The sequence below is a fragment of the Pseudomonas oplopanacis genome (assembly GCF_057128725.1).
The window spans coordinates 714,713-740,936 of record NZ_JBSKHV010000002.1 but is presented as its reverse complement, the minus strand read 5'-3'; the positions used below and the strand labels follow the sequence as shown (position 1 = coordinate 740,936).

Annotated in this window: 23 protein-coding genes; 3 read left to right on the top strand and 20 right to left on the bottom strand. The window is 57.7% G+C overall.

The window, feature by feature from the left end:
- Positions 1 to 74: 74 nt before the first annotated feature.
- The 4 genes from ACWKV5_RS07800 to ACWKV5_RS07785 form a co-directional block, all read right to left on the bottom strand.
- Positions 75 to 803 carry a dienelactone hydrolase family protein gene (locus tag ACWKV5_RS07800; protein ID WP_483840820.1) on the bottom strand — a complete coding sequence of 243 codons (729 nt, stop codon included), beginning with the start codon at positions 801 to 803 and terminating at the stop codon, positions 75 to 77.
- Between the two features lie 67 nt (positions 804 to 870).
- A complete protein-coding gene (gene htpG, locus ACWKV5_RS07795) occupies positions 871 to 2,775 on the bottom strand; it encodes a molecular chaperone HtpG (protein WP_483840819.1) in 1,905 nt (634 codons plus the stop codon).
- Positions 2,776 to 2,855: 80 nt separating this feature from the next.
- Entirely contained in the window at positions 2,856 to 3,308 is a 453-nt protein-coding gene (locus tag ACWKV5_RS07790) for a PaaI family thioesterase (RefSeq protein ID WP_483840818.1), read from the bottom strand.
- Complete coding sequence (locus ACWKV5_RS07785) at positions 3,305 to 3,781, bottom strand: PaaI family thioesterase (RefSeq protein ID WP_483840817.1); 477 nt, start codon at positions 3,779 to 3,781, stop codon at positions 3,305 to 3,307. Before ACWKV5_RS07785 ends, ACWKV5_RS07790 begins: the two co-directional genes overlap by 4 nt.
- A 156-nt stretch (positions 3,782 to 3,937) precedes the next feature.
- Here ACWKV5_RS07785 and ACWKV5_RS07780 point away from each other — a divergent pair, with 156 nt between their 5' ends.
- Complete coding sequence (locus ACWKV5_RS07780; RefSeq protein ID WP_483840816.1) at positions 3,938 to 4,171, top strand: hypothetical protein; 234 nt, start codon at positions 3,938 to 3,940, stop codon at positions 4,169 to 4,171.
- A gap of 67 nt (positions 4,172 to 4,238) precedes the next feature.
- Here ACWKV5_RS07780 and ACWKV5_RS07775 read toward each other — a convergent pair whose 3' ends face one another.
- The 12 genes from ACWKV5_RS07775 to sdhC all read right to left on the bottom strand — a co-directional run bounded on the left by ACWKV5_RS07775 (position 4,239) and on the right by sdhC (position 18,752).
- Positions 4,239 to 4,640 carry an MAPEG family protein gene (locus ACWKV5_RS07775; RefSeq protein WP_483840815.1) on the bottom strand — a complete coding sequence of 134 codons (402 nt, stop codon included), beginning with the start codon at positions 4,638 to 4,640 and terminating at the stop codon, positions 4,239 to 4,241.
- Positions 4,640 to 5,377, bottom strand: coding sequence for a DUF599 domain-containing protein (locus tag ACWKV5_RS07770; protein ID WP_483840814.1), 738 nt, complete (start codon positions 5,375 to 5,377; stop codon positions 4,640 to 4,642). Before ACWKV5_RS07770 ends, ACWKV5_RS07775 begins: the two co-directional genes overlap by 1 nt.
- 264 nt (positions 5,378 to 5,641) lie before the next feature.
- Positions 5,642 to 6,955 (bottom strand): branched-chain amino acid transport system II carrier protein, encoded by a 1,314-nt coding sequence (gene brnQ / locus ACWKV5_RS07765; protein WP_483840813.1) that lies wholly within the window; start codon positions 6,953 to 6,955, stop codon positions 5,642 to 5,644.
- 430 nt (positions 6,956 to 7,385) lie between these two features.
- Positions 7,386 to 8,267 carry a succinate--CoA ligase subunit alpha gene (sucD, locus tag ACWKV5_RS07760; protein WP_027922418.1) on the bottom strand — a complete coding sequence of 294 codons (882 nt, stop codon included), beginning with the start codon at positions 8,265 to 8,267 and terminating at the stop codon, positions 7,386 to 7,388.
- The gene (gene sucC / locus ACWKV5_RS07755; protein ID WP_007898980.1) at positions 8,267 to 9,433 is read right to left on the bottom strand and encodes an ADP-forming succinate--CoA ligase subunit beta; all 1,167 of its coding nucleotides are present in this window, start codon (positions 9,431 to 9,433) and stop codon (positions 8,267 to 8,269) included. The genes sucD and sucC overlap by 1 nt, the downstream gene beginning before the upstream one ends.
- Before the next feature lie 198 nt (positions 9,434 to 9,631).
- Complete coding sequence (gene lpdA, locus ACWKV5_RS07750; protein WP_483840812.1) at positions 9,632 to 11,068, bottom strand: dihydrolipoyl dehydrogenase; 1,437 nt, start codon at positions 11,066 to 11,068, stop codon at positions 9,632 to 9,634.
- A 96-nt stretch (positions 11,069 to 11,164) separates the two neighbouring features.
- Entirely contained in the window at positions 11,165 to 12,385 is a 1,221-nt protein-coding gene (gene odhB / locus ACWKV5_RS07745) for a 2-oxoglutarate dehydrogenase complex dihydrolipoyllysine-residue succinyltransferase (RefSeq protein WP_033056077.1), read from the bottom strand.
- A 42-nt stretch (positions 12,386 to 12,427) separates the two neighbouring features.
- Complete coding sequence (locus ACWKV5_RS07740) at positions 12,428 to 15,259, bottom strand: 2-oxoglutarate dehydrogenase E1 component (RefSeq protein WP_483840811.1); 2,832 nt, start codon at positions 15,257 to 15,259, stop codon at positions 12,428 to 12,430.
- 261 nt (positions 15,260 to 15,520) lie between these two features.
- The gene (locus tag ACWKV5_RS07735; RefSeq protein ID WP_010456852.1) at positions 15,521 to 16,225 is read right to left on the bottom strand and encodes a succinate dehydrogenase iron-sulfur subunit; all 705 of its coding nucleotides are present in this window, start codon (positions 16,223 to 16,225) and stop codon (positions 15,521 to 15,523) included.
- An 11-nt stretch (positions 16,226 to 16,236) separates the two neighbouring features.
- Positions 16,237 to 18,012, bottom strand: coding sequence for a succinate dehydrogenase flavoprotein subunit (sdhA, locus tag ACWKV5_RS07730; RefSeq protein WP_007945135.1), 1,776 nt, complete (start codon positions 18,010 to 18,012; stop codon positions 16,237 to 16,239).
- Between the two features lie 3 nt (positions 18,013 to 18,015).
- Positions 18,016 to 18,384 carry a succinate dehydrogenase, hydrophobic membrane anchor protein gene (gene sdhD / locus ACWKV5_RS07725; RefSeq protein WP_027922414.1) on the bottom strand — a complete coding sequence of 123 codons (369 nt, stop codon included), beginning with the start codon at positions 18,382 to 18,384 and terminating at the stop codon, positions 18,016 to 18,018.
- Positions 18,378 to 18,752 carry a succinate dehydrogenase, cytochrome b556 subunit gene (sdhC, locus tag ACWKV5_RS07720; RefSeq protein ID WP_027922413.1) on the bottom strand — a complete coding sequence of 125 codons (375 nt, stop codon included), beginning with the start codon at positions 18,750 to 18,752 and terminating at the stop codon, positions 18,378 to 18,380. The genes sdhD and sdhC overlap by 7 nt, the downstream gene beginning before the upstream one ends.
- A 363-nt stretch (positions 18,753 to 19,115) precedes the next feature.
- On the opposite strand from sdhC, the gene gltA reads away from it, so the two are divergent.
- Positions 19,116 to 20,405, top strand: coding sequence for a citrate synthase (gltA, locus tag ACWKV5_RS07715; protein ID WP_017337241.1), 1,290 nt, complete (start codon positions 19,116 to 19,118; stop codon positions 20,403 to 20,405).
- Positions 20,406 to 20,676: 271 nt separating this feature from the next.
- Here gltA and ACWKV5_RS07710 read toward each other — a convergent pair whose 3' ends face one another.
- The 3 genes from ACWKV5_RS07710 to ACWKV5_RS07700 all read right to left on the bottom strand — a co-directional run bounded on the left by ACWKV5_RS07710 (position 20,677) and on the right by ACWKV5_RS07700 (position 23,700).
- A complete protein-coding gene (locus ACWKV5_RS07710; protein ID WP_483840810.1) occupies positions 20,677 to 22,335 on the bottom strand; it encodes a cation acetate symporter in 1,659 nt (552 codons plus the stop codon).
- Positions 22,332 to 22,643, bottom strand: coding sequence for a DUF485 domain-containing protein (locus tag ACWKV5_RS07705; protein ID WP_027922411.1), 312 nt, complete (start codon positions 22,641 to 22,643; stop codon positions 22,332 to 22,334). Before ACWKV5_RS07705 ends, ACWKV5_RS07710 begins: the two co-directional genes overlap by 4 nt.
- 205 nt (positions 22,644 to 22,848) lie before the next feature.
- Positions 22,849 to 23,700: a glycine betaine ABC transporter substrate-binding protein gene (locus ACWKV5_RS07700; protein WP_483840809.1), complete on the bottom strand. Its 852-nt coding sequence runs from the start codon at positions 23,698 to 23,700 to the stop codon at positions 22,849 to 22,851.
- Between the two features lie 300 nt (positions 23,701 to 24,000).
- Here ACWKV5_RS07700 and ACWKV5_RS07695 point away from each other — a divergent pair, with 300 nt between their 5' ends.
- Entirely contained in the window at positions 24,001 to 25,596 is a 1,596-nt protein-coding gene (locus tag ACWKV5_RS07695; protein ID WP_483840808.1) for a glycoside hydrolase family 17 protein, read from the top strand.
- Positions 25,597 to 25,721: 125 nt separating this feature from the next.
- Here the strand turns inward: ACWKV5_RS07695 and ACWKV5_RS07690 are convergent, their stop codons facing one another.
- The gene (locus tag ACWKV5_RS07690) at positions 25,722 to 26,090 is read right to left on the bottom strand and encodes a hypothetical protein (protein ID WP_483840807.1); all 369 of its coding nucleotides are present in this window, start codon (positions 26,088 to 26,090) and stop codon (positions 25,722 to 25,724) included.
- Between the last annotated feature and the right edge of the window lie 134 nt (positions 26,091 to 26,224).

Below are 26,224 nucleotides of genomic sequence, written 5' to 3'. Positions count from 1 at the left end.
ATTTCCCTGTGGGAGCGAGCCTGCTCGCGAAGAAGCCAGCCAAGGCAGCAAGAGTGTCAGGGCAAAAACTGCTCTCAGCCTTTAAACACTTCATCCAGCAAATTGTGCATCGACGTAAACGCCCGTGCCGCAATCTTCGCGTCATACATCATCATGCCCGGCACATTGGCATGCGGATCGGTAAAGGAATGCACCGCACCGCCGTAGCTCAGCAATTGCCAATCCACGCCTGCTGCATCCATTTCCGCTTCAAATGCCGGCAGTTGCTCTTTAGGCACCAACGGATCCGCCGCACCGTGCAGCACCAACACCGAGCCCTTGATGTTCTGGGCATCCGCCGGGTTTGGCGAATCCAGTGTGCCATGGAACGAAACCGCCGCTTTCAACGGTGCCCCCGTGCGGGCCAGGTCCAGGGCGCAGCACCCACCAAAACAGAAACCGAATGCCGCCAGTTTCGAGGTATCGACTGCCGCCTCGTTCTGGTTTTGCAGTTGTTCAAACGCCGCTTGCAGGCGTTTGCGCAACAATGGACGGTCGTGTTTGAGCGGCATCATCGCCGCGCCCGCCTCGTCGCCGTTCTGCGGACGAACCGATTGACCGTACACGTCTGCAATCAGCACCACATAACCCTTGGACGCCACAGTCTTGGCAATCACTTCCGCCCCGGCGCTGACACCCATCCAGTTCGGCGCCATCAGCAAGCCCGGACGCGGGCCTTGATGGTCAGCGTCGAACGCCAGGCGGCCTTCATAGGGCTGGCCATCAATCTGATAAACGACAGAACGAACAGTAATTTGGCTCATGACTCACTCCTGCTTGAAGACACCAGAATGAAAAAAACCCGCCGAAGCGGGTTTTTTTACAACGCAGTTAAACCGACAGTTCAACCAGCAGCTTATTCAGACGGCGCACATACGCGGCCGGGTCCTTCAAGCTGTCACCGGCAGCCAGGGCCGCCTGATCGAAGAGAATGTGCGACAGGTCGCCGAAGCGCTCTTCGCTCTGCTCGTTGTCGAGCTTCTCGATCAGCGGGTGAGCCGGGTTGAATTCGAAGATCGGCTTCGAGTCCGGAACCTTCTGACCGCTGGCTTCGAGGATCTGACGCATCTGCATGCCCAGGTCCTGCTCGCCGATGGCCAGGATCGCCGGGGAGTCGGTCAGACGGTGGGAAACCCGCACTTCAGCCACGGAATCGCCCAGCGCGGTTTTCAGACGCTCAACCAGACCTTCTTTGGACTTGGCGACTTCTTCCGCAGCCTTCTTGTCTTCTTCCGAATCCAGGTTGCCCAGGTCGAGGTCACCGCGTGCCACGTCGACAAAGCTCTTGCCGTCAAAATCGTTGAGGTAGCTCATCAGCCACTCGTCGATACGATCGGTCAGCAGCAGCACTTCGATGCCTTTCTTGCGGAAGACTTCCAGGTGCGGGCTGTTTTTGACTTGCGCGTAGGTTTCGCCGGTCAGGTAGTAAATCTTGTCCTGACCTTCCTTGGCGCGAGCCAGGTACTCGGCCAGGCCAACCACTTGCTCGCCTTCATCACCGTTGGTCGATGCGAAACGCAGCAGGCCAGCGATCTTCTCTTTGTTGGCGAAGTCTTCTGCCGGGCCTTCTTTCATGACCTGACCGAAGTTCTTCCAGAAGCTCTTGTATTGCTCAGGCTCGTTCTTCGCCAGTTTTTCCAGCATGTCCAGAACGCGCTTGGTCAGCGCCGACTTCATCGAATCGATGATCGGGTCTTTTTGCAGGATTTCCCGCGACACGTTCAGCGACAGATCGTTGGAATCGACCACGCCTTTGATGAAGCGCAGGTACAGCGGCAGGAACGACTCGGCCTGGTCCATCACGAACACACGCTGCACGTACAGCTTCAGGCCTTTCGGCGCTTCACGCTGGTACAGGTCGAACGGAGCACGGGCCGGCACGTACAGCAGCGAGCTGTATTCGAGCTTGCCTTCGACCTTGTTGTGGCTCCAGCTCACCGGATTTTGGTGGTCATGAGCGATGTGTTTGTAGAACTCCTGGTATTCCTCGTCCTTCACTTCGGTGCGAGGACGGGTCCACAGGGCGCTGGCGCGGTTGACGGTTTCCCATTCGGCGGCTGGCTGCTCTTCACCTTCGGCAGCGGCCACTTCTTTTGGCAACTCGATCGGCAGGGCGATGTGGTCGGAGTACTTCTTGATGATGTTGCGCAGACGCCAGCCATCGGCGAACTCGTCTTCACCGGACTTCAGGTGCAGGACGATGCGCGTGCCGCGCTCGGCTTTCTCGACGGTGGCGACTTCGAAATCGCCTTCGCCCTTGGACGACCAGTGCACGCCTTCGCTGGCGGCATCACCGGCACGACGGCTGAACACGTCGACTTTGTCGGCGACGATGAAGGCAGAGTAGAAACCCACACCGAACTGACCGATCAGGTGCGAATCTTTCTTCTGGTCGCCAGACAGGTGTTTCATGAAATCAGCAGTGCCGGATTTGGCGATGGTACCCAGGTGAGTGATCGCTTCTTCACGGTTCATGCCAATGCCGTTGTCTTCGAGGGTGACGGTTTTGGCGTCCTTGTCGAAGCTCACACGGATTTTCAGTTCGGCGCCACCTTCCAGCAACTCAGGCTTGGACAGGGCTTCGAAACGTAATTTGTCGACAGCGTCAGAGGCGTTCGAGATCAATTCGCGAAGGAAAATTTCCTTGTTGGAATACAGCGAATGGATCATGAGGTGCAGCAGTTGCTTCACCTCGGTCTGGAAGCCCAGGGTTTCCTTTTGAGTTTCCACACTCATGGTCATCAAACTCCAATCAGATGGCTAAGCCGCGACCTTGAAGGTCGACGGCGGGATGTCATCAAAGTTGGGGGCTGTGTTCAGGATTTCAAGGGCTCTTCGATTTTGAAATGAGCGCGGGCCGTCGCAATCGGTTCGGCTTCGGTGCTTTGCCAGGCGGTAACGGCCACGTTGGCGACCCGGCGCCCCTGGCGGCACACCTGACTTTTGGCCCAGGTATCGCGAAACTGCCCGGCGCGCAGGTAGTCGAGGGAGAAGTCGATGATTTTCGGCACGCCCGGTGAACCGGTGAGAATCAACAGGTGCAGCGCCGCCGAGAGTTCCATGAACCCGGCGATCACGCCGCCATGAATCGCCGGCAGTAAAGGGTTACCAATGTTGTCCTTGTTGGCTGGCAGGCGAAACAGCAGATCATCCCCCACCCGCGAACATTCGACGCCGATCAGTTTGGCGTAGGGAATCAGGTGCAGCAGCGAGGCGTAGTCGCCCTTCTCGTGGGCCTGCTGCAGTTGTTCCTTGAAGGAATCGGTCATTGCGCACCTCCAGCGATGACGCCGCCAAAGCCTTTGGTGCCTTTGATGCCTTTGCCCATGCGCATGAACGTGCCGACGACGTGGGCGATGGGGTGCTCGGGATCATTCTGATAGGCAAAACCACGGGCGAAGATCACGTCAGTGGTCACTCGGTAGCATTGGGCGAAGCCGTAGACGTCTTTATGTGGTTCGGCGGCGTGCATGTAATCGATGCGCAAATCGAGGGTCGGGCACACCTCGAATTCGGGCAGCACGCACAGGGTCGACATGCCGCACGCGGTATCCATGAGCGATGTCAGCGCACCGCCATGAATGACTCCGGATTGCGGGTCGCCGACGATTTGCGGGCTGTAGGGCAAGATGACCGTTAGTCCGTCATTACTGGCGCTGTGAACTCGCAGTCCGAGGACCTGACAATGACGCAACGCCGACATGAATCGCGTCGCACGCTCAAAAACAGGGTTTTCGGCCATTTCTTAAAACTCTTCTTAGTGCTCGATCAAAGTAGCTCGCCACGGAGCAAAAGTTCCATTGCATCACAAACTTATATATCTGAACGAATTGAGGAACTTAACGCTGTGGGCTGTGCTCGAAAGGCCAGTAGTTATTTCCATAAGGAGAAACACCCCATGCGTAAGACTTTAGCTATTGCCTTGATGTTGACCGCTTCCCTCGGTCTCGCTGCTTGCGATAAAAAATCCGAGGACAAAGCTCAAGATGCTACTAAACATGCTGAGCAAGCTCAGCAAGACATGAACAAAGCTCAGGATAAAGTGAACGACGCTGCGAAAGAAAACGCCGAAGCTGCCAAAGCTCAGACTGAATCGAACGAAGCCGCCGCAAAAGAAGCACCTAAGAACTAAATCAGTTTTTAGCGTGATAAAGAAAACCCGCCTAGTGCGGGTTTTCTTTTGCCTGCGATTTGCCCCGTTAGAGCAAAACGGTTCTAAAAGTCGGACTAATCATCAGTAACAATGAACACACGAAACCGATAAACCACACGAGACTGCGCTGCCAGGGCAAATCGCCCCAGTAACACAGCAGGTAAATAACACGTGTGATCACAAAGATGATCGCCAGCAGGTCGATCAGCCATCCCGCCGTTTGCGTGGTGTGCGCCATCAACACCCCCACCGCAAACAATATAAAGGCTTCGAAACAGTTCTGGTGCGCGGCCACGGCACGGGCGCCGAAGCCCGTGAGGTGCGCCTGTTGCTCCCGTGGGGCGTGATTGTTGTAACCGCCCTGCTCTTTCATCGCCTTGGCCACCGGCATGCGGGCCACGTAAATCAGTAATGCGCTGATAAACACACACCAGAACGGAATACTCATCAAGCGACCTCTCTGTTCGCCTCGGGCAAGGGTGCCTCTGTAGGGGTATAGACCATCACGTCGAGAACGTCGGAATGAAACTCCCGGCGATACAACACCAGCACTACGCCGGCACTCATCAGCATGAACAGCCATGGGCTGACGAACCAGGCCAGCATGGTCATGCCGAAATAATAGGACCGCAGGCCGAAGTTGAACTGGTTGGCCGCCATCGAGATGACCCGAGCCGCACGAGCGGCAAAGGCTTTGCGTTCCTGTTCGGAGACGTGGCGCTCACCCACCATCGGCGCCGAGCCCACCAGAATCGCCGCGAAGTTGTACTGGCGCATGCACCAGCTGAACGTGAAGAACGCGTAGACAAACACCAGCGCCAGGCACAGCAACTTGATCTCGGACATGCCCTGGGACGCCTGTTGCACCATCGGAATATCCGCCAGCAACGACACCGCCCTTTCGGACGCACCGAGCACAGTGAGAATGCCGGCCAGGATAATCAAGGTGCTGGAGGCGAAGAACGAGGCGTTGCGCTCCAGGTTGCCGATCACGCTGGCGTCGGCGATGCGGTTGTCGCGCAGTAGCATGCGGCGCATCCAGTCTTCGCGGTACAGATGCAACACACTGGCCAGGCACGCGGTGTCGCGGCCCTTCCACGAGGCGTACCGGGTGTAACCGCCCCAGCAGATGACAAACCAGAGCGCGGCGAGGATGTGGATCAGGTTGGCGTGGATGAACGACATGCAGGTCCTTGTGATGTGTTTAAGAAGCACCGAGACCTGTGGGAGCGAGCCTGCTCGCGAAAGCAATTTATCAATCAACATTGTGTTGTTTGACACTCCGCTTTCGCGAGCAGGCTCGCTCCCACATAAGGTCTTGGCAGTGCTTCGACGTTAGCTCAAGGAAAAAGACACTGCACTGACTCCAAAAAAAATGCCCCGTATCGATTGATACGGGGCATTTCTGTTTCTGCTTGATGGCCCGCTTGTGGCGGGCCGTTCAGCGACTCAAGCCAGCGCTTCTTCGCGCTTGCCAAGCAGACGATCGCAAACCACTGCGACCACCAGGGTCATGACGGACGGCACCAGCCACGCCAGGCCTTGCTCGCTCAGCGGCAGGTGCGACAACTGAGTCGGCATCCAGTCCGCCAGACCTGCGCCCTTGAGCGCGTCGATCAGGCCGAAGATGAACGACACCAGCATCACCGGACCAACGATGCGGCCCTGCTCATGCCAGAAGTCCTTGCAGAAGCTCAGCGCTACCAAGGCGATGCACGGCGGGTAAATCGCGGTCAGTACCGGGATCGAGAACGCAATCAGCTTGGTCAGGCCCAGGTTGGACACAAACAAGGAGAACACCGCCAGGATGATCACCAAGGTCTTGTAGGACAGTGGCAGCACACGGCTGAAGTACTCGGCGCAGGCACAGGTCAGACCTACCGCAGTCACCAGGCAAGCCAGCGAGATCAGCACCGCAAGGAAACCGCTGCCCAAAGAACCGAAGGTGTGTTGAACGTAGGCGTGCAAGACCGCAGCGCCGTTGGTTGCACCGGCGGCCACTTCATGGCTGCCCGAACCGAGGCGGAACAGGCTGATGTAAACCAGTGCCAGACCGACGCCGGCAATCAGCCCGGCAATGATCGCGTAACGAGTGATCAACACCGGCGATTCGACGCCTCGGGAGCGGATCGCGTTGACGATGACGATGCCGAACACCAAGGCGCCCAAGGTATCCATGGTCAGGTAACCATTGATGAAGCCTTGGGAGAATGGTGCCGCTACATATTCAGGCGTGGCCTGGCCAATATCACCGGCCGGCAACGCGAACGCGGCAATGCCGAGTGCTGCCAGGGCGATGATCTTCATCGGTGCGAGGAAACGTCCTACGGTATCCAGCAAACGGCCGGGATACAGCGAGATGAAGAATACCAGCAGGAAGTACACCGAACTGTAGAGGAACAGTGCCAGCGGGCTCTCGCCGGTCAGCGGCGCCAGGCCTACTTCGAACGACACGGTCGCGGTGCGCGGTGTGGCGAACAGCGGGCCGACGGCGAGGTAGCACGCGGCAGCCAGCAAACCACCGGCGATTTTGCCGATCGGGCTGCTCAGGGCATCCATCGCACCACCGACTTTCGCCAGCGCGACAACCGTTATCACCGGCAAACCGACTGCGGTGATCAAAAAGCCCAGCGCCGCCATCCAGACATTAGGCCCGGACTGCAAACCGACGATAGGCGGGAAGATGATGTTGCCAGCCCCGACAAACAGGGCAAACGTCATAAAACCAAGTGCCAGGATGTCCTGGCCTTTCAACACTTTCATTAAGGAAATACCACACTACTGAATCGGAATTTAGAGAGGGATTTCCCTGTGGGGTGAGGGAAATGCTGTCGGTCCGTATAGGACCAACCCTTTAGCGCGTAGCAACCTTGTGGGTCGCGGACGCAAAAATGGCGGCTAGCCTAACGAATTTGGCCTGGAAACGCACTGTTAGAGGGCGAACAATCCGATACGCGACGTTTCTGTGTCGCGTTTTTGCATGTTAATGGTTGTCGCCTGTAAGTCCGCCTTCGCGAGCAGGCTCGCTCCCACAGGAGATCTTCAATGGACACACCATTTGTGAACACCCGAGATCAAATGTGGGAGCGAGCCTGCTCGTGAAGGGGCCGGCGCTAACAACACACATGCCAGAAACGACAAAGGCCACCCGAAGGTGGCCTTTGTTTGGTGAAGCGTGAATTAAGCGCGAGGCTTACTTCATCGCCCAACCGGTCAGCTCGGACAAAGCCTTGCCGATGTCTGCCAGCGAACGCACGGTTTTAACGCCTGCGTCTTCCAGGGCAGCAAACTTCTCGTCTGCAGTGCCCTTGCCGCCAGAGATGATTGCGCCAGCATGGCCCATGCGCTTGCCCGCAGGGGCAGTCACACCAGCGATGTAGGAAACAACCGGCTTGGTCACGTGTGCCTTGATGTAGGCAGCCGCTTCTTCTTCAGCCGAACCGCCGATCTCACCGATCATGACGATCGCTTCGGTCTTCGGGTCTTCCTGGAACAGCTTCAGGATGTCGATGAAGTTCGAACCCGGGATCGGGTCACCGCCGATGCCGACGCAAGTCGACTGACCGAAACCGGCGTCAGTAGTCTGCTTCACAGCTTCGTAGGTCAGGGTGCCGGAACGGGAAACGATACCGACCTTGCCTGGCAAGTGAATGTGACCTGGCATGATGCCGATCTTGCATTCGCCTGGAGTGATCACGCCTGGGCAGTTAGGGCCGATCAGGACTACGCCCAGCTCGTCGCACTTAACTTTAGCGTCCAGCATGTCCAGGGTAGGAATGCCTTCGGTGATGCAAACGATCAGCTTGATGCCGCCGAATGCTGCTTCCAGGATGGAGTCCTTGCAGAAAGGAGCTGGAACGTAGATCACGCTGGCGGTGGCGCCAGTGGCAGCTACAGCGTCTTTCACGGTGTTGAACACTGGCAGACCCAGGTGCTCGGTGCCGCCTTTGCCCGGAGTTACGCCGCCAACCATCTTGGTGCCGTATTCCAGAGCTTGCTGGGTGTGGAAACTACCTTGCGAACCGGTAATACCCTGGCAGATAACTTTGGTGTCTTTATTGATCAGGACGCTCATTATTTGCCCTCCGCAGCTTTAACGACTTGTTGAGCAGCGTCGGTCAGGCTGGTAGCAGCGATGATGTTCAAACCGCTTTCTGCCAGTACTTTAGCGCCCAGCTCAGCGTTGTTGCCTTCAAGGCGAACAACAACCGGGATTTTCACGCCGACTTCTTTCACTGCGCCGATGATGCCTTCGGCAATCATGTCGCAACGAACGATGCCGCCGAAGATGTTGACCAATACTGCAGCGACGTTAGTGTCGGACAGAATGATCTTGAACGCTTCGGTAACGCGTTCTTTGGTAGCACCGCCGCCCACGTCGAGGAAGTTGGCTGGTTTGCCGCCATGCAGGTTGACGATGTCCATGGTACCCATGGCCAGGCCAGCACCGTTGACCATGCAACCGATGTTGCCTTCCAGTGCTACGTAGTTCAGTTCGAACTTGGCAGCGTGCGCTTCGCGCGGATCGTCTTGCGACGGATCGTGGAAAGTCTTCAGCTTAGGCTGACGGTACATGGCGTTGGCGTCGATGTTGATCTTGGCGTCGAGGCAATGCAGATCGCCGTCAGCCTTGATCACCAGCGGGTTCACTTCCAGCAGAGCCAGGTCGTGATCCTTGAACAGCTTGGCCAGACCTACGAAGATCTTGGCGAACTGAGCAACTTGCTTGCCTTCCAGACCCAACTGGAATGCCAGCTCGCGACCCTGGAATGGCTGAGCGCCAACCAGTGGATCGATAGTGGCTTTCAGAATTTTTTCTGGAGTGTCGTGAGCGATTTTCTCGATGTCCACGCCACCTTCGGTGGAAGCCATGAACACGATACGACGGCTCGAACGGTCAACGACAGCGCCCAGGTACAGCTCTTTAGCGATATCAGTGCACGATTCAACCAGGATCTTGGTGACTGGCTGACCATTGGCGTCAGTCTGGTAAGTCACCAGACGCTTGCCCAGCCACTGCTGTGCGAATGCCTTAGCGTCTTCTTTGCTGCGAACCAGCTTGACGCCGCCCGCTTTACCGCGACCACCAGCGTGGACCTGGGCTTTGACAACCCACTCGGTGCCGCCGATTTTGTCGCAAGCTTCTGCTGCTGCTTCCGGGGTGTCTACTGCGTAACCGGTGGAAACTGGCAGGCCGTATTCAGCGAACAGCTGCTTACCCTGATACTCGTGAAGATTCATGCTTATTACCGTCTTCGTTAGGTACTGCGCATTCGGTGCTGCACTTGTTCAAGTGCCGCACCACCTGTGACTGCTGCTTGCGTAGCCTTTCCGGACAACCGGTGCAACTACGCAAGACTGCGTCCAGCGGATATTCCGCGGTGAGTCTTGCATGCAAGGCTCACGACGGGCCATACCGCCGTGGTTTCTTATTGTCTCTTAACGCTTCTTGCGGTTGGCGATGTGAATGGCGCCGCCATTCACTGCCAGAGCAGCTTCGTGCAAGGCTTCAGACAGGGTCGGATGGGAGAAAACCATCATGCCCAGGTCTTCAGCGCTGGTGCCGAATTCCATGCCGATCGCGCCCTGCTGAACCAGTTCTGCAGCGCTCGGGCCAATCACGTGGACGCCCAATACGCGGTCAGTCTTGGCATCGGCGATGACTTTGACGAAACCGCCGGTGTCGTTGGCTGCCATGGCACGGCCACTGGCTGCGAACGGGAAGGTGCCAACGTTAACTTCAACGCCTTCAGCCTTCAAGGCCTGCTCGGTTTTACCCACCCACGCGATTTCCGGGTGAGTATAAATAACCGAAGGGATCAAATCATAGTTCATCTGGGCTTTGTGGCCCTTGATGCGCTCGACGACCATGATGCCCTCTTCCGAGGCCTTGTGTGCCAGCATCATGCCGCGAACCACGTCACCAATGGCGTAGACGCCCGGTACGGTGGTGGCGCAGTGATCATCAACGTGCACGAAACCGCGCTCGTCCAGGGTCACGCCGCAATCAGCGGACAGCAGATCAGTGGTCACCGGACGGCGACCAACGGCTACGATCAGCTTGTCGAAAGTGATGGTCTGTTCGCCGTTGGCATCGGTGTAGTTCACGACAACTTCGTCGCCGTTCACTTTGGAACCGGTCACACGAGCGCCCAGCTTGATGTCCAGACCCTGTTTGGTCAGGGTTTTCAGCGCTTCCTTGGAAACGGCAGCGTCAGCGGCCATCAGGAAGGTGTCCAGCGCTTCGAGAACGGTCACTTCTGCGCCCAGGCGGGACCAGACCGAACCCAGTTCCAGACCGATAACGCCAGCGCCGATCACGCCCAGACGCTTAGGCACGGACTGGAATTCCAGCGCGCCAGTCGAATCGACGATCACATTCTGGTCAACCGGAGCTGGCGGAATGTCGATCGGACGCGAGCCTGGAGCCAGGATCACGTTCTCGGCTTCAATGATTTCTACCGAACCGTCAGGCTTGGTAACTTCGACTTTCTTGCCGGCCAGCAGCTTGCCGTGACCCTCGATGGAGGTCACACCGTTGGCTTTGAACAGGGTGGCAACACCCGAGGTCAGGCCTTTGACGATGTTGGCTTTACGGCCAACCATGGCCGCCACGTCCATGGTCACGCCAGCGTGATTGATACCGTGGATCGCGAAGCCTTCTTTGGCTTCCTTGTATTTCCAGGAGCTGTCCAGCAGCGCCTTGGATGGAATGCAGCCGACGTTCAGGCAAGTACCGCCGAGGGCCAGTTTGCCCTCTTTGTCGGTGTACTTCTCGATGCAGGCGGTGGTGAGACCCAGCTGAGCTGCCTTGATGGCAGCTACGTAGCCGCCAGGGCCCGCGCCGATCACTACTACGTCAAATTTCTGCGACATTCAAAAAATCCTCTTTTTTGCAAGCTTGAAGCCGCAAGCCTCAAGCCAGACTGCCCTTTCGTGCAGACTGGAGCTTGAAACCTGCGGCCGCTTCTATCAGATATCCAGCAACAAACGAGCCGGATCTTCCAGCAGGTTCTTGATGGTAACCAGGAAGGTCACAGCTTCTTTGCCATCGATCAGACGGTGATCGTAGGACAGAGCCAGGTACATCATCGGACGGATAACGACCTGACCGTTGATCGCCATCGGGCGCTGCAGAATGTTGTGCATGCCCAGGATAGCCGCTTGCGGCGGGTTGACGATCGGGGTCGACATCATCGAACCGAAGGTACCACCGTTGGTGATGGTGAACGTGCCGCCGGTCATTTCGTCCATCGACAGTTTGCCGTCACGGGCTTTTTTGCCGAAGGTGGCGATGCCGCCTTCGATTTCAGCCAGGCTCATCAGTTCGGCGTTACGCAGAACCGGTACCACCAGGCCACGGTCGCTGGAAACAGCAACACCAACGTCGGCGTAGCCGTGGTAAACGATGTCAGCACCGTCGATCGAGGCGTTGACAGCCGGGAAGCGTTTCAGCGCTTCGGTGGCCGCTTTCACGAAGAACGACATGAAGCCCAGGCGTACGCCGTTGTGGGACTTCTCGAACAGGTCCTTGTACTTCGAACGCAGGGCCATGACTTCGGTCATGTCGACTTCGTTGAAAGTGGTCAGCATCGCCATGTTCGACTGAGCTTCTACCAGACGCTTGGCCACGGTAGCGCGAACGCGGGTCATCGGAACGCGCTTCTCGATGCGGTCGCCAGCGGCGAACACAGGAGCGGCAGCAGCAGGTGCAGCAGCCTTGGCAGGCGCGGCAGCCGGAGCGGCTTTCTTGGCAGCAACCGCTGCAACCACGTCTTCCTTGGTCACACGACCGCCTTTGCCGGTACCGGCAACGGAAGCGATGTTGATGCCGTTTTCTTCAGCCAGCTTGCGAGCAGCCGGTGCAGCAACAGGATCGTCTTCGCCTTCAGCGGCTGGAGCAGCAGCTTGTGCAGCGGCCGGAGCAGCAGCGGCAGCCGGGGCAGCAGCAGCGCCGCCCGCTTCGATGGAGCCCAGGACTTCGTCGGACAGAACGGTGTCGCCTTCGTTCTTGACGATAGCGCCCAGTACGCCGTCAGCAGTCGCCAACACTTCCAGCACAACCTTGTCGGTTTCGATGTCGACGATCAGGTCGTCACGCTTTACAGCGTCGCCCGGTTGCTTGTGCCAAGTGGCAACGGTGCCATCGGCAACCGATTCCGGGAAGGTGGGGGCTTTGATTTCGATAGCCATTATCTGTGGGTCCTTAAATTCGGTTTCAGGTGCGCGAAGGCGTTAAACAGTAAAGGCGTCTTGCAGCAGTTTTTCCTGCTGCTCAGCGTGCATCGACGCATAACCACAAGCAGGTGCAGCAGAAGCCTCACGACCCGCGTACTCGAGTACGAGAGACTTGTTGAGATTGCTGATGCTACGACGCAAGTGGTGTTGGCTGCAGTACCAGGCACCCTGGTTCATCGGCTCTTCCTGACACCAGACGGCATGTTTGGCGTTGGTGTAAGGAGCCAGGACTTCTTTCAAGTCGTCCTCAGGGAATGGGTACAGCTGCTCGATACGCACGACGGCGATGTCGTCACGACCTTCGGCACGGCGTTTTTCCAGCAGGTCGTAGTAGACCTTGCCGCTACACAGAACAATGCGCTCGACCTTGGACGGGTCTTGGGCATCGATTTCCGGGATCACGGTCTGGAACGAACCTTCGGCCAGATCTTCCAGGGTCGAAATAGCCAGTTTGTGACGCAGCAGCGACTTCGGAGTCAGAACGATCAATGGCTTGCGCAGCGGGCGAATCACCTGACGACGCAGCAAGTGGTAGATCTGAGCCGGCGTGGTCGGTACGGCTACCTGAATGTTGTGCTCGGCGCACAGTTGCAGGTAACGCTCCAGACGCGCCGACGAGTGCTCCGGACCCTGACCTTCATAACCGTGCGGCAGTAGCATGGTCAGACCGCAGAGACGGCCCCACTTGTGCTCGCCACTGGTGATGAACTGGTCGATAACCACCTGGGCACCGTTGGCGAAGTCGCCGAACTGGGCTTCCCAGATCACCAGCGCCTCAGGCGTGGTGGTCGAGTAACCGTATTCGAACGCCAGCACGGCTTCTTCGGACAGGAACGAATCGTAAAGGTCGAAACGTGGCTGGCCCTTGTACAGGTTTTGCAGCGGGACGTAGGTGCCCGCGTCTTTCTGGTTGTGCAAGACAGCGTGACGGTGCGAGAACGTACCGCGACCGATGTCCTGACCCGTCATGCGAATCGGGTGACCTTCGAACGCCAGGGTCGCGTACGCCATGGTTTCGGCGTAACCCCAGTTGATCGGCAGGCCGCCGGCTTGCATTTTCTGACGGTCTTCGTAGATTTTCGCGACCTGGCGCTGAACCACGAAGCCTTCCGGAATTTCCAGCAGCTTGGCGGACAGTTCCTGCAAGGTTTTCAGATCGAAGCGAGTGTCGTGACGTGCGGTCCAGGCGTGGCCCAGATACGGACGCCAGTCCACGAACAACTCTTTGTTCGGCTCTTTGACCAGGCTTTTTACAACATGCAGACCGTTGTCCAGCGCATTGCGGTATTCATCGACTTTCGCCTGAACACGCTCTGCGTCCAGCACGCCGCCCTGAGTCAGACGATCGGCATACAGCTCACGGGTGGTGCGCTGCTTGGTGATCTGCTGATACATGATCGGCTGGGTGCCGCTTGGCTCGTCGGCCTCGTTGTGGCCACGACGACGGTAGCAGACCAGGTCGATCACCACGTCACGCTTGAACTGCATGCGGTAGTCGATGGCCAGCTGGGTCACGAACAATACGGCTTCCGGATCATCACCATTCACATGGAGGATCGGCGCCTGGATCATTTTCGCAACGTCGGTCGCGTACTCGGTGGAGCGCGAGTCCAGCGGGTTGCTGATGGTGAAACCGACCTGGTTGTTGATCACGATGTGAACAGTACCGCCGGTCTTGAAACCGCGGGTCTGCGACATCTGGAAGGTTTCCATGACCACGCCCTGACCTGCGAATGCAGCGTCACCGTGGATGGAGATCGGCAGAACCTTCTCACCGGTAGGGTCGTTACGACGATCCTGACGGGCGCGAACCGAACCTTCGACCACCGGGGAAACGATTTCCAGGTGGGACGGGTTGAACGCCATGGCCAGGTGAACTTCACCGCCGGCGGTCATCACGTTGGACGAGAAGCCCTGGTGATATTTAACGTCACCGGAACCCAGCTCGACCTTCTTCTTGCCTTCGAACTCGTCGAACAGCTCGCGCGGGTTCTTGCCGAAGGTGTTGACCAATACGTTCAGACGACCACGGTGGGCCATGCCGATGACGATTTCCTTGGTGCCGTAGGAACCGGAACGCTGGATGAGCTCGTCGAGCATCGGAATCAGGCTCTCGCCGCCTTCCAGACCGAAACGCTTGGTACCCGGGTATTTGGTGCCCAGGTATTTTTCCAGACCTTCGCCGGCGGTGACGCGCTCGAGCAGGTGGCTCTTGATGTCGGCGGAGTAAGTCGGACGGCCGCGTACGCTTTCCAGACGCTGCTGGAACCACTGGCGCTGCTCGGAATCGGTGATATGCGTAAATTCAGCGCCGATGGTGCGGCAATATGTCTGCTGCAACGCTTCGTGAATTTCGCGTAGGCTCGCCTCCTCTTTGCCGATGAACAGGTCGCCGGCACGGTAGGTCGTATCAAGATCGGCATTGGTCAAGCCGTAATGATTGATTGACAGGTCTGCAGGTGCAGGACGCTGCCACAGCCCCAGCGGATCAAGCTGGGCTGCCTGGTGGCCACGCATACGGTAGGCCTGGATCAATCGCAGCACTTCAACTTGCTTCTTCTCGTGCTCACTGCTCACGCTGCCGGCGGAAACCGGTTGTGCGCGGCGCTGGTTCTTTGCCAGCAAGACGAAATGATCGCGAATTGTGGAGTGCGAAACATCGGTGGCAGTGTTGCCGTCAGCCGGCAACTTCTGAAAGTAGGTGCGCCACTCTTCTGGCACAGCGTTAGGGTCGTGCAGGTAGAGCTCGTAGAGCTCTTCCACATAGGCAGCGTTACTACCGGATAGGTAGGCGCTGTTCCACATGCGCTGCATCACGCTTTCTTGCATGCTTGGTCACCCTCGGTTAGGGGAACACCACCGGCGTCGACACCGAGCAAACTTGCAGAAGTCCGAATGCAGCGACCAAAACAAGCCACTTAGGATCACGCTGATAGTCCGGGTACCAGCCCGGATGCCCCTGCTTGTCTCATTTCTTCAAAATAAGAGCCGCAGCTTTATGGGCTGCTGCTCAGGTTAAGACTACGGCGCCGGTTGAAGCCTGCGCCGTAGCATCTTCGGTACAACGGTCTTGCAGTTACAGCAGCTGAATCACACGCCGCTTTGCAGCAGCATGTTACGTACGTGACCGATGGCCTTAGTCGGGTTCAGGCCTTTCGGACAGACGTTGACGCAGTTCATGATCCCGCGGCAGCGGAATACGCTGAACGGGTCATCCAGCGAAGCCAGACGCTCGGCAGTCTTGGTGTCGCGGCTGTCTGCCAGGAAGCGATACGCTTGCAGCAGAGCAGCTGGACCCAGGAACTTGTCCGGGTTCCACCAGAAGGACGGGCAAGAAGTCGAGCAGCAAGCGCACAGGATGCACTCGTACAGACCGTCAAGCTTTTCACGCTCTTCAGGGGTCTGCAGACGTTCGATGGCCGGAGCCGGCGTGTCGTTCTGCAGGTATGGCTTAACCTTCTCGTATTGCTTGTAGAAGATGCTCATATCGACGACCAGGTCACGGATAACCGGCAAACCTGGCAGCGGACGAACGATCAGCTTGTTACCTTTTACGACAGAAGACAGCGGCGTGACGCAGGCCAGACCGTTTTTGCCGTTGATGTTCATGCCGTCGGAACCGCAAACACCTTCACGGCAAGAGCGACGATAGGAGAAACCTTCGTCCTGCTCTTTGATCAGGGCCAGCACGTCCAGCACCATCAGGTCTTTACCACCGGTATCGACCTGGAATTCCTGCATGAACGGCGCGGCGTCCTGATCAGGGTTGTAGCGATAAACACTGACTTGCAACATGGCGGCCACCCTTAATAAGTCCGAATCTTAGGTTCAAAAGTCGGAACAGTCTTCGGCGAGAAGTTCACAGCACGCTTGGTTACGCGCTTGTCACCCGGGAAGTACAGGGTGTGGCACAGCCAGTTTTCGTCGTCGCGGTCTTCGTAGTCTTCACGGGCGTGAGCGCCGCGGGACTCTTTGCGGATCTCTGCAGCGATGGCAGTGGCTTCGGCCACTTCCAGCAGGTTCTGCAGTTCCAGCGCTTCGATACGAGCGGTGTTGAACGCCTGGCTCTTGTCGTTGATCTTGACGTTGGCGATACGGCCACGCAGGTCAGCGAGCTGGGCGATACCCTTTTGCATGTATTCGCCGGTACGGAACACACCGAAGTAGTTCTGCATGCAGCTTTGCAGTTCTTTACGCAGGGTAGCGACGTCTTCACCTTCGGTACGCGAGTTCAGACCATCGAGACGAGCCAGGGCTGCGTCGATGTCGGACTGGCGAGGGCGAGCGTAGTCGACGCCTTCTTTCAGGGTCTGTTCCAGGAACAGGCCGGCGGCGCGACCGAATACCACCAGGTCGAGCAGCGAGTTGCCGCCCAGACGGTTGGCACCGTGAACCGATACGCACGCCACTTCGCCTACAGCGAACAGGCCAGGAATGATCTGGTCTACGCCTTCGGCGTCCTGGGTGATTGCCTGGCCATGAATGTTGGTGGCAACGCCGCCCATCATATAGTGGCAGGTTGGAACGACCGGAATCGGCGCCACGGCTGGATCGACGTGAGCGAAGGTCTTGGACAGTTCCATGATGCCTGGCAGACGGCTGTGCAGAACTTCTTCACCGAGGTGATCGAGTTTCAGCATTACGTGGTCGCCATCCGGACCGCAACCGTTGCCGGCGATGATTTCCTTAACCATCGAACGGGCAACTACGTCACGACCAGCAAGGTCTTTGGCGTTCGGAGCATAACGCTCCATGAAACGCTCGCCGTGCTTGTTGATCAGGTAACCGCCTTCACCGCGGCAGCCTTCAGTAACCAGTACACCGGCGCCGGCGATGCCGGTTGGGTGGAACTGCCACATTTCGATGTCTTGTACCGGCACGCCAGCACGCAGAGCCATGCCGACGCCGTCACCGGTGTTGATCAGGGCATTGGTGGTGGACGAGTAGATACGACCTGCACCGCCAGTCGCCAGAACGGTGGCGTTAGCGCGGACGTAGGAGGTTTCGCCGGTTTCGATGCAGATGACGATCATGCCGACAAAGGCGCCGTCTTCGTTCTTCACCAGGTCGACGCCGTAGTATTCGTTGAGGAATACGGTGCCGGCCTTCAGGTTGGCCTGGTACAGGGTGTGCAGCAGCGCGTGACCGGTACGGTCGGCAGCAGCGCACGTACGGGCAGCCTGGCCACCTTTACCGAAGTCTTTCGACTGACCGCCGAACGGACGCTGGTAGATGCGGCCCTGTTCGGTACGGGAGAACGGCAAGCCCATGTGCTCGAGCTCGAAGACCGCTTCCGGGCCTACGGAACACATGTATTCGATAGCGTCCTGGTCACCGATGTAGTCGGAACCCTTGACGGTATCGTACATGTGCCAGCGCCAGTCATCGTTCGGATCTGCCGAGGCGATGGCGCAGGTGATGCCACCCTGGGCGGATACAGTGTGCGAACGAGTCGGGAAAACCTTGGTAACTACGGCAGTCTTGTGACCACCTTGTGCCAGCTGCAGCGCAGCGCGCATGCCAGCACCGCCGCCGCCAATGATGATGGCGTCGAACGAAAGCGTATTAACTGTAGTAGACATGAATCAGATACCCCAAAGAATCTGCACACCCCAGACGAAGTACGCGAACATCGCGACGCCGCATACTGCCTGGAAGAGGAAACGTATTGCAGTCGCGGACTTGCCGAACGCCATTGGCGTCAGGTAGTCGGTCGCGATGGTCCACATGCCGACCCAGGCGTGAGCGCCGAGGGCAACGAGAGCCAGGAGACTGAAAATACGCATCCAGTTGCTTGCGAACAGTTCATGCCATTGGGCGTAGCCGATGCCAGGATGGGCAACGACGTATCCGATCAGGAAAATGAAATAAGCCGCGAGAACGACCGCAGACACACGTTGTGCCATCCAGTCATAGAGGCCCGAACGCGACAGGTTCGTGACGTTAGTTACCATATCCAAACTCCTGCCAGAACGATTACCACCACGGAAACGGCGATAACGATTTTCGAGCCCAGTTTGCCGCCTTCAAGCGACTCGCCGATGCCCATGTCCATGATCAAATGGCGCACACCGGCTACCAGGTGATACAGCAAGGCGGACAGGATTCCCCAAATCACTAGCTTGGCTAGCGGACTGGTCAGACACGCTTTCACCTGACCGAAGCCTTCCTCGGAGCTCAGCGACTTGTCCAATGCATAAAGCATGATGGCCAGGCTGACAAAGAGGATGACACCGGAGATTCGGTGAAGAATGGACGTGTAAGCAGTGACTGGGAGTTTGATGGTCCTTAGGTCTAGGTTTACAGGTCGTTGGCTATTCACGGCTTTTTTTCACACTGAAGAGCCCCTAACAATCAGGGCAAAGTTGTTGGGGAGTGCACTGGTCAGGTACCCACCACCCAGGGAGTGCGACCCCCAATAAAGCAGGCCCAAAAGCCCCTGGCGGTCGGAGGCCGAGTATAGACAGTTAGGCTACTAATGACAACGCGTTCACCTTCCCCTAATAGCTGATTGCACAAGTTGGATAAAAGGCGTAAATGGCAGTCAATTTCGAGGAAAAAGTCCGGTTAAAGCCTTCTGGAGCAAGACTTTAGGCAAATTGACATTCGAATTTATCTCACTATAGTGGTGCGGGCCCTGCGTGGGGGGTCTGTCTGATGATTTCAAGCATAAATAGGAGGCCACATGGCTGACAAAAAAGCGCAGTTGATCATCGAGGGCGCAGCCCCCGTCGAGCTGCCCATTTTAACCGGCACCGTTGGTCCCGATGTTATCGATGTTCGGGGCCTGACGGCCACGGGCCGTTTCACCTTTGACCCTGGTTTCATGTCGACAGCTTCCTGCGAGTCGAAGATCACCTATATCGACGGCGACAACGGCATTCTGTTGCACCGCGGCTACCCGATCGAACAGCTGGCTGAAAAGTCGGACTACCTGGAAACCTGCTATCTGCTGCTCAACGGCGAATTGCCGACCGCAGAACAGAAGGCCCAGTTCGTCAGCACCGTGAAGAACCACACCATGGTTCACGAGCAGCTGAAGACCTTCTTCAACGGCTTCCGTCGCGACGCCCACCCGATGGCCGTCATGTGCGGTGTAGTCGGCGCCCTCTCGGCCTTCTACCACGACTCCCTCGACATCAATAACCCGCAGCATCGCGAAATCTCCGCGATCCGCCTGGTTGCCAAGATGCCGACCCTGGCAGCGATGGTTTACAAGTACTCCATGGGCCAACCCATGATGTACCCGCGCAACGACCTGACGTACGCGGAAAACTTCCTGCACATGATGTTCAACACCCCGTGCGAGATCAAACCGATCAGCCCGGTGCTCGCCAAGGCCATGGACCGGATCTTCATCCTCCATGCCGACCACGAGCAGAACGCATCGACGTCTACCGTTCGTCTGGCCGGCTCTTCGGGTGCCAACCCGTTCGCCTGTATCGCCGCCGGTATCGCTGCACTGTGGGGCCCTGCCCACGGCGGTGCGAACGAAGCCGTTCTGACCATGCTCGATGAAATTGGCGATGTCTCGAACATCGACAAGTACATCGCCAAGGCCAAGGACAAGAACGATCCGTTCAAACTAATGGGCTTCGGTCACAGGGTTTACAAAAACCGCGACCCACGCGCTACCGTCATGAAGCAGACCTGCGACGAAGTACTGAAAGAACTGGGCATCAACAACGATCCGCAACTCGAACTGGCCATGCGCCTGGAAGAGATCGCCCTGACCGACCCGTACTTCATCGAGCGCTCGCTGTACCCGAACGTCGACTTCTACTCGGGGATCATCCTCAAGGCGATCGGCATTCCAACCAGCATGTTCACCGTGATCTTCGCCCTGGCGCGGACTGTCGGCTGGATCTCCCACTGGAAAGAAATGCTCTCCAGCCCGTACAAGATTGGCCGCCCGCGCCAGCTGTACACCGGCTACGAGTCGCGTGACATCACCAAGCTGGAAGACCGCAAATAAGACCTGTCTTGCGATAACGTCTTAGCTGCACCGGAAACGGCCTCTATTTATATAGAGGCCGTTTTTGTTTGTGCCTGCACTATCGTCATCGCGAGCAGGCTCACTCCTACAGGGGCCAGGCGTCGCACACATAACCCCTGTAGGAGCGAGCCTGCTCGCGAAGGCGTCAGCCCCGGCAACACATACCTAACCAGCAGACAAACAAAAATGCCCCGATCTCTCGACCGGGGCATTTCTGTTTAACGCAACTTACACAACCAAACCTGAAGCCTTAGTGGGAAACCGCCCCACTCGACCCCAACCCTGTCTGCGAACGCACAAACTGAGGGAAGAACAGTGCGCGCTCGTTATCTGCCGCAGTCGACTTGTCAGTGATCGAGAAGAACCAGATACCGACAAAGGCAATCGCCATCGAGAACAACGCCGGGTATTCATACGGGAAGATCGCCTTCTCGTGATGCAGGATCTGCACCCAGATGGTTGGCCCAAGGATCATCAAGCCAACAGCACTGATCAGCCCCAACCAGCCGCCAATCATCGCACCGCGCGTGGTCAGCTTCTTCCAGTACATGGAAAGCAGCAGCACCGGGAAGTTACAGCTCGCCGCGATGGAGAACGCCAGGCCCACCATGAATGCGATGTTCTGGCTTTCGAACAGAATGCCCAGGCCGATCGCCAACACGCCCAGGGCGATGGTGGTGATCTTCGAGACGCGGATTTCATCCTTGTCGTTGGCCTTGCCCTTCTTGACCACGCTGGCGTACAGGTCGTGAGACACCGCCGTAGCACCCGCCAGCGTCAGCCCAGCCACTACCGCCAGGATGGTTGCAAATGCGACCGCCGAGATGAAGCCCAGGAAAATACTGCCACCCACCGCGTTGGCCAGGTGCACCGCCGCCATGTTGTTACCGCCCAACAGCGCGCCAGCCGCATCTTTGAAGTCTGGGTTGGTGCTGACCAGCAGAATCGCGCCGAAGCCGATGATGAAGGTCAGGATGTAGAAGTAACCAATGAAGCCGGTTGCATACAGCACGCTCTTGCGCGCTTCTTTTGCGTCACTCACGGTGAAGAAGCGCATCAGAATGTGCGGCAGGCCAGCGGTACCGAACATCAGTGCCAGGCCTAAGGAGAACGCCGAGATCGGGTCTTTCACCAGACCGCCGGGGCTCATGATCGCTTCACCTTTAGGGTGAACCTTGATCGCCTCGGAGAACAGCATGTTGAAGTCGAAGTTAACGTGCTTCATCACCATCAGCGCCATGAACGAGGCACCGGACAGCAACAGCACAGCCTTGATGATCTGCACCCAAGTGGTCGCCAGCATGCCGCCGAACAACACATACATGCACATCAGGATACCGACCAGGATCACCGCAACGTAGTAGTCGAGACCGAACAGCAGCTGGATCAGCTTGCCGGCACCGACCATTTGCGCGATCAGGTAGAACGCCACCACCACCAGCGAACCACAAGCGGACAGCGTGCGGATCTGGGTTTGCCCGAGGCGGTAGGACGCCACGTCGGCAAAAGTGTATTTGCCCAGGTTACGCAGGCGCTCGGCGATCAGGAACAGAATGATCGGCCAGCCCACCAGGAAGCCGATCGAGTAGATCAGGCCATCGTAGCCAGAGGTGAACACCAGAGCGGAAATACCCAGGAAGGACGCCGCGGACATATAGTCACCGGCAATCGCCAGACCGTTCTGGAAACCGGTGATCTTGCCGCCCGCCGCATAGTAGTCAGCGGCCGAGTTGTTGCGTTTGGAAGCCCAGTAAGTGATGCACAGGGTCAAACCGACAAACGCCACGAACATCAGGATCGCGGAAACGTTGAGCGGTTGTTTATGCACTTCACCCGTCAGGGCTTCAGCCGCCCACGCACCCGGCGCAAAAGCCGCAATGCTCAATAGAGCCATCAGACGCCGGATCATTGCTGAGCCTCCTTGAGAATCGCATTGTTCAGGTCGTCGAATTCGCCATTGGCGCGTCGTACGTAGATTGCAGTCAGGATAAAGGCCGAGAGAATCAGCCCGACACCAATCGGTATCCCCCAGGTAATCGAAGACTCAGGGCCGATTTTCGCCCCCAGTACATGCGGCCCGTAAGCAATCAAAAGGATGAATCCGGAGTAAAGCCCAAGCATGATCGCCGAAAGAATCCAGGCGAACTTTTCTCGCTTGCTAACCAGCTCCTTGAAGCGCGGGCTGTTTTGAATCGAGAGGTAAATGCTGTCGTTCATTGTTTTTATCCTCGCAGCACAGATTAAAGTTGGAACGTTATCCACTCTATGCGGCTGCGGAACAGGTTCCAGACGACCTTAGTATTAGAACGACATGACAGAATCGCCATTTTCCAGCAGTCACTTCCATCAGGAAACGCAAAAGGCCGCTTGGCGGTTATGCCAAGCGGCCTTCAGAGGTGCTGACCAGACGCGTCAGCTTAAATTATTTGGTCCACTCGGCCACACGCTCCGGATGTTTGGCCACCCAATCTTTCGCTGCAGCTTCCGGCTTGGCGCCGTCCTGGATCGCCAACATGACTTCGCCGATTTCGTCTTTCGACGCCCACTGGAAGTTCTTCAGGAACTTGGCCACTTCCGGTGCCTTGGTGGCGAGTTCTTTACTGCCGATGCTGTTTACAGTTTCAGCAGCGCCATAAACGCCTTTTGGATCGTCCAGGAAACGCAGTTTCCACTTCGCGAACATCCAGTGCGGTACCCAACCGGTCACGGCAATGGATTCGTTTTTCTTCTCGGCACGGGTCAGCTCGGCAATCATGCCGGCGCCGGAACTGGCCTTGAGTTGATACCCGGTCAGATCGTAGTCCTTGATTGCCTGTTCGGTCTTGAGCATCACGCCTGAACCGGCGTCGATGCCGACGATGCGGTTTTTGAAGCTGTCATCGGTTTTCAGATCGCCGACGGTTTTGGCCTTGACGTACTCCGGCACGATCAAACCGATTTTTGCATCTTTGAAGTTCGGACCGTAATCGACGACCTGGTCCTTGTTCTTGGCCCAGTAATCACCGTGCGTCACTGGCAGCCAGGCCGACAGCATGGCGTCGAGTTTGCCGGTGGCCACGCCTTGCCACATGATCCCGGTGGCGACGGCTTGCAGCTTCACGTCATAACCGAGTTTCTGTTTGATCACTTCGGCCGCTACGTGCGTGGTCGCGACGCTGTCGGACCAACCGTCAACGTAACCGATGCTCAGGGTCTTGCTCTCGGCGCTGGCCATTGTGGAGCCAATCGCAAGCACCAGAGCGGCACCTGCACCTAAAAGTCGTCGCATCTTCATCGTTACTTCCCCGAAAGTGCTGCGCTCGACGGATGCCGAGTCGCGTCAACGTATTGTTATGGTGCACAGCGCCCCCATCACGCCCACCGCAAACTCGTTCGACCATCAGCGTGATTTATCTATGGGTGCACTGATGCGTCGATAATCAACCTGACGACAACCGCGACCTGCTCTGTCAGCGACCTCAAGGCATCGAGAAACGACATCAGAACGCCATTAATCTCGAGCGGCGCAAACGCCCCCACCAGTCCGCCCGAACTTTGCATATCAAAATTATGCAGGCCTCCTGACCCGGGGCAAATGCAGGTAACATGCGCGGCTTTGCTCCCAGACGGCCTGACCATGCCCGCGACATCACGCTTTCCTTTTTTTGCTTATCTATTCGCCTGTCTTCTCGGGCTGTTTGCCTTCGGCGGCTTCTGGTACGGCCTCGGCAAACCGGTGATCCTGCCGGACGTGGCCAGCGCGACGCACAAGCTGCAATGCGCCTCCTACACCCCGTTCGACAAGGACCAATCGCCGTTCGATCAACCGTTCAAATTGCGCCCGGAGCGCATGGACGCCGACCTCGCGTTGCTGGCCAAAAGTTTCGAATGCATCCGTACCTACTCCATGACCGGCCTTGAGGCACTGCCGGATCTGGCGCGCAAGCATGGCCTGAAGTTGATGATCGGTGCCTGGGTCAACAGCAACCCGGTCGATACCGAGAAAGAGGTCGACCTGCTGATCGCCTCGGCGAATGCCAACGCCGACGTGGTGACCTCGGTCATCGTCGGTAACGAGACCCTGCTGCGTAAAGAGGTCACGGGCGCGCAACTGGCCAAGCTTATTAACAAGGTCAAAAGCCAGGTCAAACAGCCTGTCACTTACGCCGACGTCTGGGAGTTCTGGCTCAAGCACCCGGAAATCGCCCCGGCAGTGGATTTCCTGACCATCCATTTGTTGCCGTACTGGGAAGATGATCCCTCGAACATCGACGCGGCCCTGCAACATGTGGCGGAAGTGCGTCAGGTGTTCGGCAACAAATTCGCGCCCAAGGACGTAATGATTGGCGAAACCGGCTGGCCGAGCGAAGGCCGTCAACGTGAAACCGCCCTGCCGAGCCGGGTCAATGAAGCCAAGTTTATTCGTTCTTTTGTGATCATGGCCGAGCAACAAGGCTGGCACTACAACCTGATCGAAGCGTTCGACCAACCGTGGAAGCGTGCCAGCGAAGGTGCTGTCGGCGGGTACTGGGGGCTGTTTGACGCGGATCGTCAGGACAAAGGCGTGCTGGCAGGACCGGTGTCGAACGTACCTTACTGGTCGCAATGGCTGGCCGTGGGCGGCGTGATCTTTCTTGCGACGCTGATGCTCGGCGGCCGCGTTCGCAGCACTCGCGCGGCGCTGGTGCTGCCACTGCTCGGCGCATTGGCGGCGTGCTCGATTGGTGCTTGGGGTGATCTGGCTCGCGTCACCACGCGGTTTGCCAGCGAATGGTTGTGGGTGGCGCTGCTGACGGCGTTGAACCTGTTGGTGCTGGCCCACGCCGCGCTGACGTTGAGCGCTCGCACCGGTTGGCGTGAACGGGCATTCAATGTGCTGGAACGTCGGGCGGGCTGGTTGCTCGCGACGGCGGGGTTTGCCGCGGCGGTGATGATGCTGGAACTGGTGTTCGATCCGCGTTATCGCAGCTTCCCGAGCATGGCATTCATCCTGCCGGCACTGGTTTACCTGTGCCGTCCGGTGAGCGTGCCGCGTCGGGAGATTGCGTTGCTGACCTTCATCATTGGTGCAGGCATTGCGCCGCAGCTGTTCCGTGAAGGTTTGCAGAACCAGCAGGCCTGGGGCTGGGCGCTGGTGAGTGTGCTGATGGTTGCTGCGTTGTGGCGCAGTTTGCGGGTTCGCAAGGGCTGATCTTTAGCGAACCTGCCGGCCTCTTCGCGAGCAGGCTCGCTCCCACTTTGAATCTTTGTATTACACAGACTTTGTGTTCACTGAAGATCTACTGTGGGAGCGAGCCTGCTCGCGAAGGCGATTTATCAGGCGCTACGAGACGCCCGGACCAACCGAAGCCCCGCAATCACCACCGCAAACACCGCCAAAGTCGTGTTGTACAACGCCAACGCCGGAAACCCGAACACCAGCGCCAGCACCGCCAGCCACCACCCTGCCCGGCCCGGCAGGACAAAGCCGATCACCGCTGCTGCGATCGCCGCCCAACCCAACACGGCAAAGTGAATCATCAGGCCCAGGTTCGAGCGCACCCCACATTCCCAACGGCTCGCCTCGTCCACGCAGAGGCCGACCCACTGCGCATCCTCCATGAAGCCATAACGCGCGCCGTAACTGGCGGCCAACCATAAAGGCAGCAAAACGAGCAGTAAAATCACGGGCAGACGGCGGGACATGAAACACTCCAATAGGCGAAAACGGCGGCCAGCTTAATCCCCTGCCAGCGGGATGCAAACGCGGGTAACAGAAAACTGGTCAGGAAATCGCTGCAAAGTGTATCGTCCAGCTACTATTACCCGGAAATAAGCCT

Excerpts from the sequence above, each read along its gene's own strand:
- ACWKV5_RS07710 (WP_483840810.1), bottom strand. The coding sequence starts at position 22,335 with ATGATCCGGCGTCTGATGGCTCTATTGAGCATTGCGGCTTTTGCGCCG.
- ACWKV5_RS07740 (WP_483840811.1), bottom strand. The coding sequence starts at position 15,259 with ATGCAAGAAAGCGTGATGCAGCGCATGTGGAACAGCGCCTACCTATCC.
- ACWKV5_RS07695 (WP_483840808.1), top strand. The coding sequence starts at position 24,001 with ATGCAGGTAACATGCGCGGCTTTGCTCCCAGACGGCCTGACCATGCCC.
- lpdA (WP_483840812.1), bottom strand. The coding sequence starts at position 11,068 with ATGTCGCAGAAATTTGACGTAGTAGTGATCGGCGCGGGCCCTGGCGGC.
- ACWKV5_RS07800 (WP_483840820.1), bottom strand. The coding sequence starts at position 803 with ATGAGCCAAATTACTGTTCGTTCTGTCGTTTATCAGATTGATGGCCAG.
- ACWKV5_RS07735 (WP_010456852.1), bottom strand. The coding sequence starts at position 16,225 with ATGTTGCAAGTCAGTGTTTATCGCTACAACCCTGATCAGGACGCCGCG.
- ACWKV5_RS07700 (WP_483840809.1), bottom strand. The coding sequence starts at position 23,700 with ATGAAGATGCGACGACTTTTAGGTGCAGGTGCCGCTCTGGTGCTTGCG.
- sucC (WP_007898980.1), bottom strand. The coding sequence starts at position 9,433 with ATGAATCTTCACGAGTATCAGGGTAAGCAGCTGTTCGCTGAATACGGC.
- sdhD (WP_027922414.1), bottom strand. The coding sequence starts at position 18,384 with ATGGTAACTAACGTCACGAACCTGTCGCGTTCGGGCCTCTATGACTGG.
- ACWKV5_RS07775 (WP_483840815.1), bottom strand. The coding sequence starts at position 4,640 with ATGAGTATTCCGTTCTGGTGTGTGTTTATCAGCGCATTACTGATTTAC.
- odhB (WP_033056077.1), bottom strand. The coding sequence starts at position 12,385 with ATGGCTATCGAAATCAAAGCCCCCACCTTCCCGGAATCGGTTGCCGAT.
- sucD (WP_027922418.1), bottom strand. The coding sequence starts at position 8,267 with ATGAGCGTCCTGATCAATAAAGACACCAAAGTTATCTGCCAGGGTATT.
- htpG (WP_483840819.1), bottom strand. The coding sequence starts at position 2,775 with ATGAGTGTGGAAACTCAAAAGGAAACCCTGGGCTTCCAGACCGAGGTG.
- ACWKV5_RS07780 (WP_483840816.1), top strand. The coding sequence starts at position 3,938 with ATGCGTAAGACTTTAGCTATTGCCTTGATGTTGACCGCTTCCCTCGGT.
- gltA (WP_017337241.1), top strand. The coding sequence starts at position 19,116 with ATGGCTGACAAAAAAGCGCAGTTGATCATCGAGGGCGCAGCCCCCGTC.
- ACWKV5_RS07790 (WP_483840818.1), bottom strand. The coding sequence starts at position 3,308 with ATGACCGATTCCTTCAAGGAACAACTGCAGCAGGCCCACGAGAAGGGC.
- ACWKV5_RS07770 (WP_483840814.1), bottom strand. The coding sequence starts at position 5,377 with ATGTCGTTCATCCACGCCAACCTGATCCACATCCTCGCCGCGCTCTGG.
- brnQ (WP_483840813.1), bottom strand. The coding sequence starts at position 6,955 with ATGAAAGTGTTGAAAGGCCAGGACATCCTGGCACTTGGTTTTATGACG.
- sdhA (WP_007945135.1), bottom strand. The coding sequence starts at position 18,012 with ATGTCTACTACAGTTAATACGCTTTCGTTCGACGCCATCATCATTGGC.
- ACWKV5_RS07690 (WP_483840807.1), bottom strand. The coding sequence starts at position 26,090 with ATGTCCCGCCGTCTGCCCGTGATTTTACTGCTCGTTTTGCTGCCTTTA.
- ACWKV5_RS07785 (WP_483840817.1), bottom strand. The coding sequence starts at position 3,781 with ATGGCCGAAAACCCTGTTTTTGAGCGTGCGACGCGATTCATGTCGGCG.
- ACWKV5_RS07705 (WP_027922411.1), bottom strand. The coding sequence starts at position 22,643 with ATGAACGACAGCATTTACCTCTCGATTCAAAACAGCCCGCGCTTCAAG.